This is a genomic window from Megasphaera sp. NM10, assembly GCF_000417505.1.
Taxonomy (GTDB): domain Bacteria; phylum Bacillota; class Negativicutes; order Veillonellales; family Megasphaeraceae; genus Megasphaera; species Megasphaera intestinihominis.
In genome coordinates, this window is sequence record NZ_APHY01000006.1 from 1 (window position 1) to 14,921 (window position 14,921).

The window sequence follows — 14,921 nt, forward strand, 5'->3', positions numbered from 1 at the left end:
AGGCGCCGTATCGCCGATGGCCCGTTCGTAGTCGGACAAATGAGTCTTGTTGGTCGTACCGACTTCGCAGATACGGCCGCCGCTCTGTTCGATGACGTCGGGAATCCGGAAGGAGCCGCCGATTTCGACGAGTTCCCCCCGCGACACGACGACTTCCCGGCCGGCGGCCATGCTGGACAGGGTCAAGAGGACGGCAGCGGCATTGTTATTGACGACGATGGCATCTTCGGCACCGGTCAGCTCACAGAGAAGTTCCCGGACATGGTCATAGCGCGATCCCCGCTTGCCGGAAGCCAGGTCGTATTCTAAATTGCTGTAATGGCAGACCAGATTGGCAATGTGACGGGCCAGGTCCGGACTGAAAACAGCCCGGCCCAGATTCGTATGCAGGACCGTCCCGGTGGCGTTGATGACCCGGCGCAGATGGCCCGTTTCTTCTGCCTGCAGGCGGGAGACGACGGCCCGGTCAAAGTCATCGCCGGAAAAAGGCTGGTCCCACTGGCCGGCCAAGATGGCCTGACGCCGTTCATCCAATACGTTCCGGACGGCATCGCGGACAGCCTGGCGCGATTTCCTCTCCTGCCAGGTCAGCAGTACCGGCCGTTGCAGTAAATGGTCTACATCGGGCAGCTGACGGAGCAGCTGCTGTCGTTCTTCATCCATGGTCATTCTCCCCTTTTATTTCATATTTCCGGGCTGCCGGTCCGGCCAGGCGCCCGTCGGCAACGCGGCGGGTAATGCCACAGCGGTCCATATATTCCAGGATGAGCAGGGCCTGCTGGCGGCTGACTCCCAGGACATCGCGAAAATCGCCGAGTGTCAGCGGACAGCCTGATTGCAGATACCGGCAGGCCGCTTCAGCGGCTTTCATCATGTAGCGCTTCGACAAGATGAAATCAGGCGATAAGAAGACGAGGCTCTTGCCGTTGAGGGCATCGGCGACGGCCTGGGCTTCCCGGCCCAAAGCCCGGACGTCGCGGACCGGGACGGGCACATAGCCACTGTGGTCCAGCTTCTTTTCAATAGCCGACTGCAATTTCCGCTGAGACGGAGCAAAGGCTGATACGGAATTGTTTCGCCGCTACGCACTGGCGGGACAGGCGGCAGATGCCGCCAGCCGTCAGCAGCCGCAATAGGGCCGTCCCGTCATTTTCATCGAGATGCAGGCGGCTCCGGAAGGCCGGCTGGGGAATCCCAGGCTGCAGCGGTTTCTCTCTATGATAGGCCAGGAGGACTTGCAGGGCCTTGGCCTGCCAGGTCTTATAGACGTCACCGTGGATGTAGCCCTGACGGGTCCGGCGGACAATCCCATTTTGCCGCAAATGGTCCAGGGCCAGCTCTACCTTATCCAGGGGCAGGTCCGTCGCCCCGGCAATGACGTCAGCCTGGGTAAAGGGGACCTGGCGCAGGCGCAGGAAGCCGGCGACGACGTCGTCCGTCAGACCGGCATCGCGGGCTTCCAGGCTGGTCACGACGTCGTCTTTGAAGCGGCGGTGTTTCTGCGGATGGGCGTCGAGGATTTCCCCGCCGGCTACGGTATGCATGGGCGAAAAGGTCCGCAGGATGAAACGGTCCCCAGCCTTGACATAGATTTCATCCTGCTCCAGGCGCAGCTGCAAAAAGCCCTCCGTCCCCGGCGCAATCTGTTCGGCTCCCAAGGGTACGATGCGGGCCATGACTTCCCGCGTCCCGACGAGGAGGCGCATGCGCTGCCATAGAAAAAGGGGCTGCGCGTCAGCCAGGCAGGTCACTTTGACATCGATCATCCGCGTCGCTGTAAAATCCGGCGCCGTACAGAGGACGTCACCGCGATGGATGGCGCCACAGGAAATGCCTGCCAGGTTCAATGCCGTCCGCTGCGGCGGGTCGGCCCGCAGGACATCCTGCTCGTGGACCTGCATATTGCGGATGCGCAGGCGCCGGCCGCCGGGATAAAGCCAGACTTCGCGGCCATTCATCATGGGGCCGTCGATGAGGGTCCCCGTGACGATAGTCCCGAATCCCTTGATGGAGAACGACCGGTCGACGTTGAGACGGCCCATCCCCTGAGCGCTTTCCATGGGCAGCGTCGCTGCCATGGCCTGGATTTCATCGACCAGTTCCGTCAGGCCGCGGCCGCTGACGGCATCGGTGACGACGACCGGGGCCCCTTCGGCTGCCGTATCGGCCAGATTCTGGCGGATGTCCTGCAGGGTCAGGCTGAGCAGCATGTCGTCGACGGTGTCGGCCTTGGTGACGACGATGATGAATTTATGTACGCCAAGAAGGGTCAAGATGTCGAGATGTTCTTTCGTCTGCGGCATGACCCCTTCGTTGGCATCGACGACGAGCAGGACCAGATTGAGGCCCGGCAGGCCGGCGACCATATTCTTGATGAACTTTTCATGCCCCGGTACATCGACGATGCCGGCCCGCGTACCGTCAGGCAGGTCGAGCCAGGCAAAGCCCAGGTTGATGGTCAATCCCCGTTTCTTTTCTTCCGCTGTCGTATCCATATCGATCCCGGTCAAGGCCCGGACCAGCGTCGTCTTGCCATGATCGACATGGCCGGCCGTCCCGATGACGATATGTCTGGCCATAATATCACCCTTCTCTGATTTTAGTGTACGTGACGGTCAGGCCCTGACGGCAGGCATGATATAAAGCGACCCATGCCAGCCCCTCCTCATCGAGGAGAGCTGTCAGGGCCGCTTCATCAACCAGTTCATAGCGCAGGGAAAAGCCGCACGACGCGTCGAGCTTTCCCGGCGTCGGAATGATGCGCACGGCCAGGCCGGCTGCCTTGGCCAGCTTTTCGCCTTCCATAGCCTGCCGTGTCGACGGCACCAGGCGACGCCATAGACTGACTCCGCCATCAGGCGCCTTGTTTCAAGGCCTGTTCGACGGCGATGGCCAGTTGATCGGCACAGGAGGTACCGCGGTCACCGCAGGGATTCCCTTTCAGGAGCTTTACGGCCCGGGCGGCATCGGTATCTTCCAACAACTTGCTGAGAGCCAGGGTATTGCCGGGACAGCCGCCTACGAAATGGACGTCATGCAGTTTGCCGTCTTCTAGGCTGAAGGTAATCTGACGGGCACAAGTCCCCTGGGTCATATAGGAATAATTTTTCATGAAAATCCTCCTCCGGCGCCAGCTGCTTATTTGAGCAAAGCGTCTAATTTTTCTTTCAATACATTGTCCGGGACGACACCGATGACGCGGTTGACCACTTTCCCGTCTTTGAAGAAGACCAGGTTCGGGATCGTGGCGACTTCATAGGCCTGGGCTACGCCCGGATTTTCGTCGACATTGATCTTGCCGATCTTAATCTTGCCGGCATATTCTTCGGCCAGATTGGCGATGACCGGTCCCATCATCTGGCACGGGCCGCACCAGTTAGCGAAAAAGTCGACCATGACCGGCTGGCTGCTGTTCAATACTTCCTGCTGAAAATTATCGGCTGTGAATTTATATTCCATGAGAGATTCCACCTTTCTTTTGACTATTTGTCTTTTATAACTATATCTATTATATATTACTATACCAAAGCAGTCAAGTTTTCCTGATGGATTGCCAGAAAATCTTACATCGCCGCAATGGCCCGCAAGGCCCGGACAGCGGCCCGGACGTCGTCAGCCGTCGTGAACTGGGAAAAAGAAAAGCGTACCGCTCCCTGGACGGCCGTCCCCAGGGCCTGATGGATGAGGGGCGCACAGTGATAGGCCGGGCGCGTCGCCATCTGGTATGTCTGCCAAAGGATGTCGCTGACGACGGCCGATTCTGCATCGCCGATATTGAGGCTGTAGACGCCGACGCGGGGTCCGGAAAAGTCGCCATACAGGCGGATACCCGGGATAGCCTGGACGGCGGGTACGAAAATCCGGGCCAGTGCTTCCTGATGAGCAGCCGCAGCGGCGACGCCACCATCCAGGAGCTGCTTTATCCCGGCGTCGAGGCCGGCAATGCCCGCTACGTTGGCCGTACCCGCTTCAAAGACACCGGGGACAGCCGACGGCTGCTCCCGCTCGAAGGAATGGACGCCGTCGCCGCCGGTGATGTACGGCGTCACGAGAGCATCGCGGCGGATGACGATGCCGCCCGTCCCGCCTGGCCCGCAAAGCGACTTATGGCCCGTAAAGCAGGCTGCCGTGACGATGCCATCGGATAAGTCGACGTCGATGGCGCCGGCTGTCTGGGATACATCGACGATGAGCCCAGATGGTGACGCTGGCAGAAGGCCTTGATGCGGGGCAGGTCCAAAACATTGCCGGTCACGTTCGACGCGTGGTTGCAGACGAACCATTTCGTCCGCGGTGTCAGCCGTTCTTCCAGGGTGTCATACTGCAAGGCGCCGCCGGGACTGTCGCTGGCGATGAAAGCCAGGGATACGCCTTGGGCTTCCAGCTGGTAAAGCGGCCGCAGGACGGCATTGTGTTCCCACGACGTCGTCAAAACGCCGTCGCCGGGATGGATGAGCCCTTTGAGGACCATGTTCAGGGCTGCCGTCGAGTTATGCGTAAAGGCGACATCGTATTCCGGGCCGCAGTGGAACAAGGCCTTTACATCGTCCTTGGCCTGCAAGACGATACCATAGGCCTTCAGGGCGTAGCCATGGGCCCCGCGGGACGGGTTGCCCACGGTTCCCGATGACAGGACATTATAAACGGCCTGGGCGACGGCCTCCGGCTTCTGCGCCGTCGTCGCCGCATTATCGAAATAATACATAAGATCACCTCCTGGGAGATTCGTGGCTCGTGGTTCGTAGGGGCCGCCCAAAGGGCGGCCCGGCTCTCCTGTTAGGAGAGCTGTCAGCGCAGCTGACTGAGAGGTTAACTGCTCCGGCCCTTTGAGCCACCTCTCCTGTTAGGAGCGGCTTTCGTGGATGCAGATTTCCGAGACAGCAAAAAAGGGCTTGCCGCACGACGACAAACCCTTTTTTACATATCTTCGGGGCGGGCTCGCCACGTGCGAGCCCCTACAAACTATTTTTAAATTCCGAAACGTGCGAAGATGGTGTCGACGTGGCTGAGCATCTTCTTGACGTCGAAGCAGCCTTCGATTTCTTCGGCTGTCATGTATTTCGTGACGTCTTCGTCTTTTTTCAGGTTTTCCAGGAAGTCTTCCCCTTCGAGCCAGCGTTTCATGGCATTGCGCTGAACCCAGCGATATGCCTGTTCGCGGACAGCGCCTTTTTCAACGAGCGTGTTGAGGATGATCGGGCTGTAGATGAGGCCGCCAGTGAGGTTGAGGTCCTTCATCATCTTGTCCGGATAGACCAGGAGCTTGTCGATGACGCGGGTGAAAGTCTGGAGCATGTAGTCCAGAGCGATAGTGCTGTCTGGCAGGATGACGCGTTCGACAGACGAATGGGAAATGTCGCGTTCGTGCCAGAGGGCGACGTCTTCCAAAGCAGCCTGGGCATTGCCGCGGATGACGCGGGCCAAGCCGCACATGCGTTCACAAGTGATAGGATTGCGTTTGTGAGGCATGATGGAAGAGCCTTTCTGTTTGGGGCTGAAGTATTCTTCGGCTTCGCGGACTTCCGTGCGCTGGAGGTGACGGATTTCCGTAGCCATCTTGTCGATGGAGCTGGCAATGACAGCCAGGGTCGTTACGTATTCAGCATGGCGGTCGCGCTGCAAGGTCTGCGACGAAATCGGCGAAGCAGCGATGCCGAGGTGTTCGCAGACATATTTTTCAACAAAGGGATCAATGTCGGCATAGGTACCGACAGCACCGGAGATCTTGCCGACGGAAATCGTTTCCTTGGCGTGTTTCATGCGGTCGATGTCGCGTTCGATTTCAGCCATCCAGTTGCACAGCTTGAGGCCGAACGTCGTCGCTTCGGCATGGATGCCGTGGGTACGGCCGATGCACGGAGTATATTTGAATTCAACGGCGCGGCGGCGCAATACGGCGTGGAAGTTTTCCAGGTCCTTGATGAGGATGTCCGAAGCCTGTTTGAGCATGTAGCCCAGAGCCGTGTCTTTGACGTCTGTCGAGGTCAGGCCGAGGTGTACATATTTACCGGCTTCGCCGATATTTTCCGAAAGCGTCGAGACGAAAGCCGCAATGTCATGGTGTGTTTCCGCTTCGATTTCATGGATGCGGTCGACAGAAAAAGCAGCTTTTTCGCGAATTTCCTTAGCCGCTTCTTTCGGGATGTTGCCCAGTTCGGCCTGTGCTTCACTAGCCAGGATTTCGACCTGTTTCATCGTATCCCATTCATTGTATTCTGTCCAAATATGACCCATTTCCGGTTTCGTATAGCGTTCAATCACAGTTGATCTCTCCTTTGTAGTTGACATGAGTACGGTAAAAAAACTCACCAACTTTATTATACACTATCTATGGGGCTGAAGGTAGCCGTTTTTACAAGTTTTATTCGATTACGATGGACCATTTGTCCCGCTCGGTCACATAGCCGACGACGGCCGCACAGGGAATCGAGTCTTTCAAGGCTTTTTCCAGGGCCGGTGCGTCCTTTTCAGCGACAGCGATGAGCAGGCCGCCCGAAGTCTGGGGATCGTAGAGGATGTCCATGAAGCGCTTATCAGTGCCGTCCGCCTTGACGCGTCCCGCAGCAAAGTCGCGGTTGCGGTAGGCTCCAGCCGGAATCAGCCCCATGGCTGCCATGTCCAATGCCTGTTTATGGTAGGGAATGGCGTCACTCTGAAAATGAATCGTCGTTCCACTGCCGTCAGCCATTTCACAGGCATGGCCGAGCAGGCCGAAGCCCGTAACGTCGGTACAGCTGTGGACTTCGTAGCCGACCATGATGTCGCGGGCCCCTTTATTGAGCTGGGCCATCTGGTCGTAGAGCTGCTGCAGGAGCGGCTTGGCCACGAAATCGCCCTGGGCTGCCGTCATGAGGATGCCCACGCCTAAGGGCTTGGTCAGGATGAGGACATCGCCAGGCCGGGCCGACGAGTTGCGCAACAGTTTCTGTGGATGGACGAAACCCGTGACGGACAAGCCGTATTTCGGTTCCTTGTCTTCGATAGTATGGCCGCCGGTGATGATGACACCGCCTTCATAGGCCTTCTGGTAGCCCCCTTCAAGGATAGCCCGGACGGCTTCGCGGCCCATGGACAGGTTGACGCACATGACGTTCATGGCCAGTTTGGCTTCGGCTCCCATGGCATAGACGTCGCTCAGGGCGTTGGCCGCCGCAATTTGACCGAATAAATAAGGATCGTCGACGATAGGCGGGAAGAAATCGACCGTTTGGACGACAGCCAGATCGTCGCTCACCTGATAGACCGACGCGTCGTCGCTCTTATCATAGCCAACGAGGAGGCGGTCATCTTTATGTGTTGGAAGCCCGTCCAACAATTGAGCCAGTGTCCCTGGCCCTAACTTAGCGCCTCAACCGGAGCAGGACGCCATTTGAGTCAATTTCAAACGTTCATCGTTCATGGTAGATACCTCCTTGATGTTACAGTATTCAGAATAAGGTCATCGTACAAAGACGGCCTTATTGTTAGCTTTGAGTTTGCAGTTTTTAGTTTTCAGTGATGGCTAAAAATTTAAAACCATCTGCTACAAACTATAGGCTACAAACTCATTATACTATATTTATGTAATTCTTACGGCCTGGTTTAGCTCGATTTTAGATTTATCCGTTATACTGTCCTCGTAGTCAAGAATAAGTGATTGAAGACAGGAGGAATTCATCATGACCCAGGAAAAATGGCAAGATACACTCGTTTCGATTAAAAATAAAGTCTGCACGGCCCGCAATGCAAAAATCGCTGCTGCCTTCTGCGTCGTCTGCGTCGTAGCCACGGCCGGCGGCCACTACTATCTGCACCAGCAGCATCTGGCCCGTCACGCCGAACGGGTCGACGCCATGGCCCAGATGACCAAGGCCCAGGCCGACCAGCACAACATCTCCCTCATCAGTGAAGACCAGGCCTGCGCCGCTGCCGCCCAGGCCATCGGCAAGGACGAAAGTGAATTGGATTTCAAAGAAATCGCCCTCTTCGATATGAGCAGCGCCAAGCACGGTCCGAAAGACGGCCGCAAGGATGACCGCAAAGGCGACCACAAAGAAAAAGCGAAGGACAGAGACCGCAAAGGCGATGAAAGAGGCGACCAGCGCGGACCAGAAGGCATGAAACCTGGCCGTCCTGGTGAAGAAAAGGCCGATGCCGCTGCCGGTGCTACGGCCAAAGCCGCTCCCGACGGCCAGGCCGGCAACCAATCCGCCCCCATGACACCGCCCCAGGGCCAGCCGCCGATGACTGCTTCTGGACAACCGGGCCAGCCGGATATGAAAGGCCAGCCGCCGCAGGGAGCTATGCCGCAACGCGCCTTCCACCCCATGTATAAAGTCCGCGTCACATCCGGATCCGTCCGCTACGACGTCCTCGTAGACGCCACTAACGGCACCGTCATCCATACAGAAATTGAAGATTAGCTTGATACAAAAGAGGCTGTCCATGAAGACAGCCTCTTTTGTAGTTTTAAGTTTGTAGTTTGTAGTTTTTAGTTTTCTACAAACTACAAACTCCATGCTACAAACTATAGAGAAAAAGGAGCCGCGCATGATGGCAGAAACCTTCGTGCGACATCCCCCTACGAATCACTAGCCACGAGCCACGAATCACTCTATAATGAAACTATCACTACGAAAGGATGGCCTGTTTATGCTGCATATACGTGATATTTCACTGCGACACCGCCTGCTCATCACTAATTTTACCATGGTCTTTGTTCCCATCGCTATTTTGACGGCCCTGGGATTCCTACTCATCTCAGGACTCCGCTTTTCATCGCCTCACAATGATTTGACGACGTTATGGCCGGAAAAGGGGCCGGCCCTGTCCATCCAGTATACGGTTAGTTCCCTTCGCGTCAAGGCCGAACGGCCTGGGCCGTTAAAGGTCAAGGATATGCGCGAAGACTGCCGGGTCCTGGAAGACCTGGGCATTGCCACGGCCATCGTCCGCAACGACCAGGTCGCCTATATCACGCCGGGCATCGACTTTTATGGTCTGGCCGACAGGGTCCTGAAAAAAGCCCATGGCCAGCAGACGGTCATGACCTGGGACGGCGACGGTTTCTTTTTCCGCTACACGTCCCCCCACAGCGGGACGACGGTCATCGCTGCCGGCAATACGCCGTTCATTGCTAAAAGCGGCATCCGCGAAGGCATGGCCAAGGGCGTCATGCAAATGCTTCTCCTGTTCATCGTCGGCACGGCCAGCGCCATCATCATCGCCTGCGGCTTCATCCTGTCCCGCGTCCTGTCCCGCCAGATACTGACGCCGCTGGCAGCGCTTCGGACAGCGGCAGCTGAAATCGAGAAAGGCAATCTCGACTACGAGCTCCGCCTGTCGTCGCGCGATGAACTCGGCCGGACCTGTGAAGCCTTCGACCACATGCGCCGCCAGCTGCGCTCAGCCCGCCTGGCCCAGGAAAAGTATGAGCAGAACCGCAAAGAGCTCATCGCCGGCATCTCCCATGATTTGTCAACGCCCCTGACCCTGCTCAAAGGCTATGCCAGCGGCATCCTGGTCGGCATCGCCAAGACCGCTGAAAAGCGCCATCATTACGTCGAGCTCATCTACCAGAACGCCTGCACCCTGGAAAAACTCGTCGACAGGCTGTTCCTCTTTTCCAAACTCGACTTGGGCCAAGTATCCTTTATGATGGAACGGGTATCGCTGCGCGATTATTTCGCTGATTTCGCCGCCGAAAACATGGAACGCCTGGCCGAGCGGGGCCTCATCCTGCACTATTCGCCGCCAGCCGGTCCGGCCTGGACAGCTATCGACAGGATGCAGTTCCAGCGGGTCATCGACAACCTATTGGAAAATGCCCTGAAATATAAAGAAGGCCCTACAGTCACCATGGACCTGCACCTCGCCGAAACGCCGCAGGCCGTCGTCCTGACCGCAGCCGACCACGGGCCAGGTGTCCCGGCGGCAGACCTGCCCCGCTTATTCGACAGTTTTTACCGGACCGATGCCGCCCGGACGGATGTCCAAAAGGGCAGCGGCCTGGGCCTGGCCATTGCCAAACAGATCATTACGACCCTGCACGGCCAAATCCATGCAGAAGCAACACCCGGCGGCGGCCTGACCGTCGTCATCACCTTACCGCGGATAGAGGAGGAATATCATGAAACGGATTCTGATCATTGAAGATAACTTAGAAATTGCCGAACTGGAACGGGATTTTCTCGAAGCCAGTGCCATTGAGAGCGTCATCGAAACGGATGGGACGAAAGGCCTGGAACGGGCCCTGCAGGAAGATTTCGACCTCATCCTGCTGGACATCATGCTGCCCGGGACCGACGGCTTCCACATCTGCCGCCGCATCCGCGAGGAAAAGGAAGTACCCATCCTGATGGTATCGGCAAAGCGGGAAGACATGGACAAGATACGCGGCCTGGGCCTCGGCGCCGACGACTACATCATCAAACCCTTCAGCCCGACAGAGCTCGTAGCCCGCGTCAAGGCTCACATCACACGCTATGAACGGCTCATGGGCAAGGCCCAGCAGAAAGCGGCCGATGGCGAAGTCATCCGCAGCGGCGACCTGGAAATTTACGTCGATAAGCACCGGGTCTACGTCAAAGGAAAAGAAATCGCCCTGACCAACCGCGAGTTCGAGCTCCTCGTCTTCCTGGCCAAGCATCCCGGCCTGGTCTTCAGCCGGGACCGACTCTTCGAGCGCGTCTGGGGTCTCGACGCCGAAGGCGACACGGCGACAGTCATGGTCCACATCAACCGCATCCGCGAAAAAATAGAACCGGACCCGGCCAAGCCCATCTACATCGAGACGGTCTGGGGTGCCGGATACCGGTTCAAAGAATGACGCTATTTACTTTTCTTCCCGCCGCAGGATTTCCTGACCGACTGTCACGCCGGCTGCCGAAGCCTGTACCAGGCCGCGGGTGATGCCGGCGCCATCGCCGATGGCAAAGAAGTTGGGAATCTTCGTTTCCAGGACATGGCTCAATTCCAGCCGGTTCGAGTAGAACTTGGCTTCCACGCCGTACAACAGGGTATGGCGCGAGTTGGCACCAGGTGCTACGGCATCGAGGGCTTCCAGCATTTCCTTGATATCCTGCATATGACGGTACGGCAGGACCAGCGATAAGTCCCCTGGCGTCGCATTGGGCATGGTCGGCCGGACCAGGCCCCGCTGGATGCGTTCCGGCGTCGACCGCCGCCCGTCGAGGAAGTCTCCCAGGCGCTGGACGATGACGCCGCCGCCGAGGATATTGGCCAGGTTGGCAATGTATTTCCCGTATTTGATCGGTTCATGGAAAGGTTCCGTGAATTTCTTGGATACGAGGATGGCGAAATTCGTGTTTTCGCTCTTCTTGTGAGCATAACTGTGGCCGTTGACCGTGAGCAGGCCGTCGTTATTCTCTTCGACGACGAAACCATAAGGGTTCATACAGAACGTGCGGATCCGGTCGTCAAAGGATTTGCTGAAATAAATGAGCTTCGATTCATAGACGACGTCGGTAATCGTTTCCAGAACTTCTGCCGGCATTTCCACGCGGACGCCGATATCGACGGCGTTAGACGTCAGCTTGAGGCCCATCTTTTCGACTTCGTGGACGAACCATTCCGACCCTTCCCGGCCGGGAGCACTGACCAGATAGCGGCAGGCATAGAACTGGCCGCCGATGAGGACGCCTTTGATTTCCCCTTTTTCTTCGACGATGTGATCGACTGCCGTATCGGCCATGATATCGACTTTCCCTTCCAGGAAATCGCGCATATTGGTCAGGATCTGGGCATTGACATCGGTCCCCAGATGGCGGATGCGGGCCGGGATGAAGCGCAGGTCAGCAGCAGCCGCTTTGCGCTTGATATCGCGGATACATTCCTTGTTCTCATCGCCATAGACCTTGCGGCCGGCACCGCCAAAGCGGCAGTAGACGTCGTCGACGTAACGTATCTTGTCCATGAGGTCGGCCTTGGACATATAGTCGTCGAGATTGCCGCCGTATTCCGTCGTCAGCGTCAGTTTGCCGTCACTGAAGGCACCGGCGCCGCCCCAGCCACAGACGACATTGCGCATCTTATCCTTGGGCAGGGCCTTCTTGTTCAGGCTCGTCGCAATGCGCTCCCGTATATCCTGTCCCTTTTCGACCATGAGGATCTTAAATCCTTTATCGGCCAGTTCCAGTGCCGTAAAAATACCGGCCGGACCGGCCCCGATGATAATGACATCATATGTCTTTACTGCATGCATAATCACACATCCTTTCCAGGCAGACCCTTTGCGAACAGGAGCTCACACGTGGCAAGCGCTCTAAAGTGGCTCGTGGCTCGTGGTCGCCCCTACGGCCTGCGAACTGCGGTCTGCGGGCCGCTCTGCAAAGCGGCCCTTACCCCCTCACGCTATCATATTGTGAAAAGAAAGTCAACCTATGCTATAATGAGGTAAAACGCTATAGAAAGGATGATGACTTATGTCTCGTCGTAACCGCCCGGCTGTCCCTGATGACTCCAGCCGGGATTTAAAACGCCAGGAAGGGATTTTCCTCAGCACTTTTGCCCTCATGGTCCTCTTTCTCGTATCCTTATACCTTCCCCTTCCCGTGGCTGTCCCCATCGTACTGGCCGTCGTCCTCGTCGCCTGGACTGTCGCCATGTACGTCAAATTCCATGACTTCTACAAGATGCGCGACCGTGGCCAGCGGACGTGGTGTGTCACCATTTCCATGTACGCCAGCCTCATCCTGACCCTGGCCTGTGCCTGGTATTTCACCAAAGATGCCCCTCTGACGGATGAATATGCCCTGGTCTTCCTCTTCGGCTTCATGTTCTTCACGTACATGGTCTACCGCACCCTGAGCCCGACTATGGTCGTCGGCAACCGCCGCATCCGGTATAAGTAAAAAAGGGACTGTCGCATGTGCGACGGTCCCTTTTTAAGTGGCTAGCAGTTAGGGGTTAGCGGTTAGCCAATGACAAACCCCTTTTGAGTTGTAGGGGCGACCACGTGGGGCGCCCGCTCTGGAATATATACGGTAGGTCGTTCATCGTTGATTGCATAGGATGAAAAATATCAAGCTATCACGATGAACTACGAACGAACTACGAAATTACTGCTGAGCACGTTCTTTTTTGTAGAGGTCAGCTGTGATGGCATCGGAGCAGCATACAGCAACGACGTCAGCAACGTCTTCAGACGAGCAGCCACGGGACAAGTCGAGGATAGGTTTATCCAAGCCCTGGACCAAGGGGCCAAGAGCCGTTGCGTTAGCGAAACGCTGAACCATCTTGTAGCCGATGTTAGCAGCATCGAGGTTCGGGAAGATGAGGACGTTAGCGTGGCCGGCAACTTTGGAGCCCGGTGCTTTGTGTTCGCCAACTTCCGGTACGAGAGCAGCGTCAGCCTGGAGTTCGCCGTCGAAGTCGAAGTCGACGTTGCGTTCTTTCAGGATTTCAACAGCATGGCGTACGTTGTCGACGGATTCGCCAGCGCCAGAACCTTTGGTGGAGTAGGAAAGGAAAGCGACTTTCGGATTGAGGATCTGGACCGTGCGGCGGGCGCGTTCTACGCAGATGCAAGCGATATCAGCGAGCTGTTCCGACGTCGGGTTGGGGATAACGCCGCAGTCACCGAGTACGAGGATACCGTTATCGCCATACTGCGGAGTATTGGTCAAGAGAATGAAAGCGGAAGATACGGTCTTGTTGCCAGGACGGGGGCCGATGACCTGAAGGCCTGCGCGGATAACTTCAGCAGAAGTCGTAGCAGCACCGGATACGCAGCCGTCAGCTTCACCGAGAGCAACGAGGCCAGCTGCGAAGAAGGTGTAGTTGTTGAGCATGATTTCACGAGCTTTTTCCAGGGTCATGCCTTTCTTTTCACGACGTTTTGCGAAGTAAGCGCAAAGTTCGTCCATACGATAGTAAGTTTCAGGGTCGACGACTTCGACACCGGTGAGATCGATCTGGAATTTAGCAGCATCTTTTTTGATCTGTTCCAGTTTACCTACGAGAACGATTTTAGCAAAACCATCAGCCAAAACGCGTTCAGCAGCTTTCAATACACGACGGCTGTTCGTTTCCGGAAGGACGATTTTTTTCTGTGCTTTGGAAACGCGGGCTTTCAAATCTTCTGTAAATCTCATTTGGGTACCACTCCTTGTAAGTTCTTAGAAATTAGTAGGAATATGTCCTTATGCTAAAGAAAATATCCCATCGCTACCATCCATTATAATACAAAATTTATAGGAATCAAACATATTATTACGCATATATAAAATGAGCAGAAGAAATAGACTATGCCGATTGCGCAATCCAAAGGCCAATGTGATACGTATTTTATATCGTTCATTGCAGGGGACGCCCTTTGAGCGTCCCGCCGCAGGCCGCAGGTCGCAGGCCGCGGACCGTGGCGGCAAATCACTCGTCATGGGTAGAACCCCTCAGACGCCTGCGGCGCCAGCTCCCCTTCACAGGGGAGCCATTAGCCACTAGCCACTAACAACGCAAAAAGACCTGTCACAAAGTGACAGGTCTTTTTTTCCTGGTGGGCGATAACAGGATCGAACTGCTGACATCCTGCTTGTAAGGCAGGCGCTCTCCCAGCTGAGCTAATCGCCCATGATTGTGGTGACCCCTACGGGATTTGAACCCATGTTCTCGCCGTGAAAGGGCGATGTCTTAGACCGCTTGACCAAGGGGCCACGTATGTGGAATGTGGTGATCCACCCGAGATTCGAACTCGGGACACCCTGATTAAAAGTCAGGTGCTCTGCCAACTGAGCTAGTGGATCATGATTGGCAGGGGTAGTAGGATTCGAACCTACGAATGACGGAGTCAGAGTCCGTTGCCTTACCGCTTGGCGACACCCCTGTATGGCTCCTCAAGTAGGACTCGAACCTACGACAAATCGGTTAACAGCCGATTGCTCTACCAACTGAGCTATTGAGGAACAATAGCTTCCCGAAGCTGA

The 14,921-nt window shown here is 56.4% G+C and carries 16 protein-coding genes and 5 tRNA genes; 4 read left to right on the forward strand and 17 right to left on the reverse strand.

Going from position 1 to position 14,921, the window contains the following annotated elements; translation table 11 throughout:
- From selA to selD, 10 genes are all read right to left on the reverse strand, one after another.
- Positions 1-663: L-seryl-tRNA(Sec) selenium transferase (gene selA / locus NM10_RS01330; protein WP_020309833.1), on the reverse strand; the 663-nt coding region annotated here is incomplete at its 3' end.
- On the reverse strand, positions 656-1,036 hold the full coding sequence (locus NM10_RS14320; protein ID WP_239639546.1) for a SelB domain-containing protein: 381 nt from the start codon (positions 1,034-1,036) through the stop codon (positions 656-658). The genes selA and NM10_RS14320, both read right to left, overlap by 8 nt.
- The gene (gene selB, locus NM10_RS01335; protein WP_239639547.1) at positions 1,020-2,579 is read right to left on the reverse strand and encodes a selenocysteine-specific translation elongation factor; all 1,560 of its coding nucleotides are present in this window, start codon (positions 2,577-2,579) and stop codon (positions 1,020-1,022) included. The genes NM10_RS14320 and selB overlap by 17 nt, the downstream gene beginning before the upstream one ends.
- A gap of 4 nt (positions 2,580-2,583) precedes the next feature.
- Positions 2,584-2,805 carry a DUF3343 domain-containing protein gene (locus NM10_RS01340; RefSeq protein WP_020309834.1) on the reverse strand — a complete coding sequence of 74 codons (222 nt, stop codon included), beginning with the start codon at positions 2,803-2,805 and terminating at the stop codon, positions 2,584-2,586.
- 49 nt (positions 2,806-2,854) lie between these two features.
- Positions 2,855-3,112 carry a TIGR03905 family TSCPD domain-containing protein gene (locus NM10_RS01345; protein WP_020309835.1) on the reverse strand — a complete coding sequence of 86 codons (258 nt, stop codon included), beginning with the start codon at positions 3,110-3,112 and terminating at the stop codon, positions 2,855-2,857.
- Positions 3,113-3,138: 26 nt separating this feature from the next.
- Positions 3,139-3,459, reverse strand: a complete 321-nt coding sequence (gene trxA / locus NM10_RS01350) for a thioredoxin (RefSeq protein ID WP_020309836.1) — start codon at positions 3,457-3,459, stop codon at positions 3,139-3,141.
- 104 nt (positions 3,460-3,563) lie between these two features.
- Positions 3,564-4,160 (reverse strand): aminotransferase class V-fold PLP-dependent enzyme, encoded by a 597-nt coding sequence (locus NM10_RS14890; protein ID WP_256378946.1) that lies wholly within the window; start codon positions 4,158-4,160, stop codon positions 3,564-3,566.
- The gene (locus NM10_RS14895) at positions 4,046-4,705 is read right to left on the reverse strand and encodes an aminotransferase class V-fold PLP-dependent enzyme (RefSeq protein WP_256378945.1); all 660 of its coding nucleotides are present in this window, start codon (positions 4,703-4,705) and stop codon (positions 4,046-4,048) included. Before NM10_RS14895 ends, NM10_RS14890 begins: the two co-directional genes overlap by 115 nt.
- A 263-nt stretch (positions 4,706-4,968) precedes the next feature.
- On the reverse strand, positions 4,969-6,261 hold the full coding sequence (gene purB, locus NM10_RS01360) for an adenylosuccinate lyase (protein ID WP_020309837.1): 1,293 nt from the start codon (positions 6,259-6,261) through the stop codon (positions 4,969-4,971).
- A gap of 100 nt (positions 6,262-6,361) precedes the next feature.
- Complete coding sequence (selD, locus tag NM10_RS01365) at positions 6,362-7,399, reverse strand: selenide, water dikinase SelD (RefSeq protein ID WP_081638986.1); 1,038 nt, start codon at positions 7,397-7,399, stop codon at positions 6,362-6,364.
- 259 nt (positions 7,400-7,658) lie between these two features.
- On the opposite strand from selD, the gene NM10_RS01370 reads away from it, so the two are divergent.
- The 3 genes from NM10_RS01370 to NM10_RS01380 all read left to right on the forward strand — a co-directional run bounded on the left by NM10_RS01370 (position 7,659) and on the right by NM10_RS01380 (position 10,807).
- Positions 7,659-8,402 carry a hypothetical protein gene (locus NM10_RS01370; protein ID WP_020309839.1) on the forward strand — a complete coding sequence of 248 codons (744 nt, stop codon included), beginning with the start codon at positions 7,659-7,661 and terminating at the stop codon, positions 8,400-8,402.
- A gap of 229 nt (positions 8,403-8,631) precedes the next feature.
- On the forward strand, positions 8,632-10,131 hold the full coding sequence (locus NM10_RS01375) for a sensor histidine kinase (RefSeq protein WP_020309840.1): 1,500 nt from the start codon (positions 8,632-8,634) through the stop codon (positions 10,129-10,131).
- Positions 10,109-10,807: a response regulator transcription factor gene (locus tag NM10_RS01380; protein ID WP_020309841.1), complete on the forward strand. Its 699-nt coding sequence runs from the start codon at positions 10,109-10,111 to the stop codon at positions 10,805-10,807. The genes NM10_RS01375 and NM10_RS01380 overlap by 23 nt, the downstream gene beginning before the upstream one ends.
- A gap of 6 nt (positions 10,808-10,813) precedes the next feature.
- Here NM10_RS01380 and NM10_RS01385 read toward each other — a convergent pair whose 3' ends face one another.
- Positions 10,814-12,202, reverse strand: coding sequence for an NAD(P)/FAD-dependent oxidoreductase (locus NM10_RS01385; protein WP_020309842.1), 1,389 nt, complete (start codon positions 12,200-12,202; stop codon positions 10,814-10,816).
- 220 nt (positions 12,203-12,422) lie between these two features.
- Between NM10_RS01385 and NM10_RS01390 the strand changes: the two genes are divergently transcribed.
- Positions 12,423-12,851 carry a hypothetical protein gene (locus NM10_RS01390; RefSeq protein WP_020309843.1) on the forward strand — a complete coding sequence of 143 codons (429 nt, stop codon included), beginning with the start codon at positions 12,423-12,425 and terminating at the stop codon, positions 12,849-12,851.
- A 207-nt stretch (positions 12,852-13,058) separates the two neighbouring features.
- Here the strand turns inward: NM10_RS01390 and pta are convergent, their stop codons facing one another.
- The 6 genes from pta to NM10_RS01420 form a co-directional block, all read right to left on the reverse strand.
- On the reverse strand, positions 13,059-14,093 hold the full coding sequence (gene pta / locus NM10_RS01395) for a phosphate acetyltransferase (RefSeq protein ID WP_020309844.1): 1,035 nt from the start codon (positions 14,091-14,093) through the stop codon (positions 13,059-13,061).
- Positions 14,094-14,492: 399 nt separating this feature from the next.
- A tRNA-Val gene (locus NM10_RS01400) sits at positions 14,493-14,568 on the reverse strand.
- A gap of 7 nt (positions 14,569-14,575) precedes the next feature.
- Positions 14,576-14,651: transfer RNA gene (locus NM10_RS01405), tRNA-Glu, on the reverse strand.
- A gap of 14 nt (positions 14,652-14,665) precedes the next feature.
- A tRNA-Lys gene (locus NM10_RS01410) sits at positions 14,666-14,741 on the reverse strand.
- A 5-nt stretch (positions 14,742-14,746) separates the two neighbouring features.
- Positions 14,747-14,821, reverse strand: a tRNA-Gln gene (locus tag NM10_RS01415).
- Between the two features lie 3 nt (positions 14,822-14,824).
- Positions 14,825-14,900: transfer RNA gene (locus NM10_RS01420), tRNA-Asn, on the reverse strand.
- Positions 14,901-14,921 lie beyond the last annotated feature (21 nt).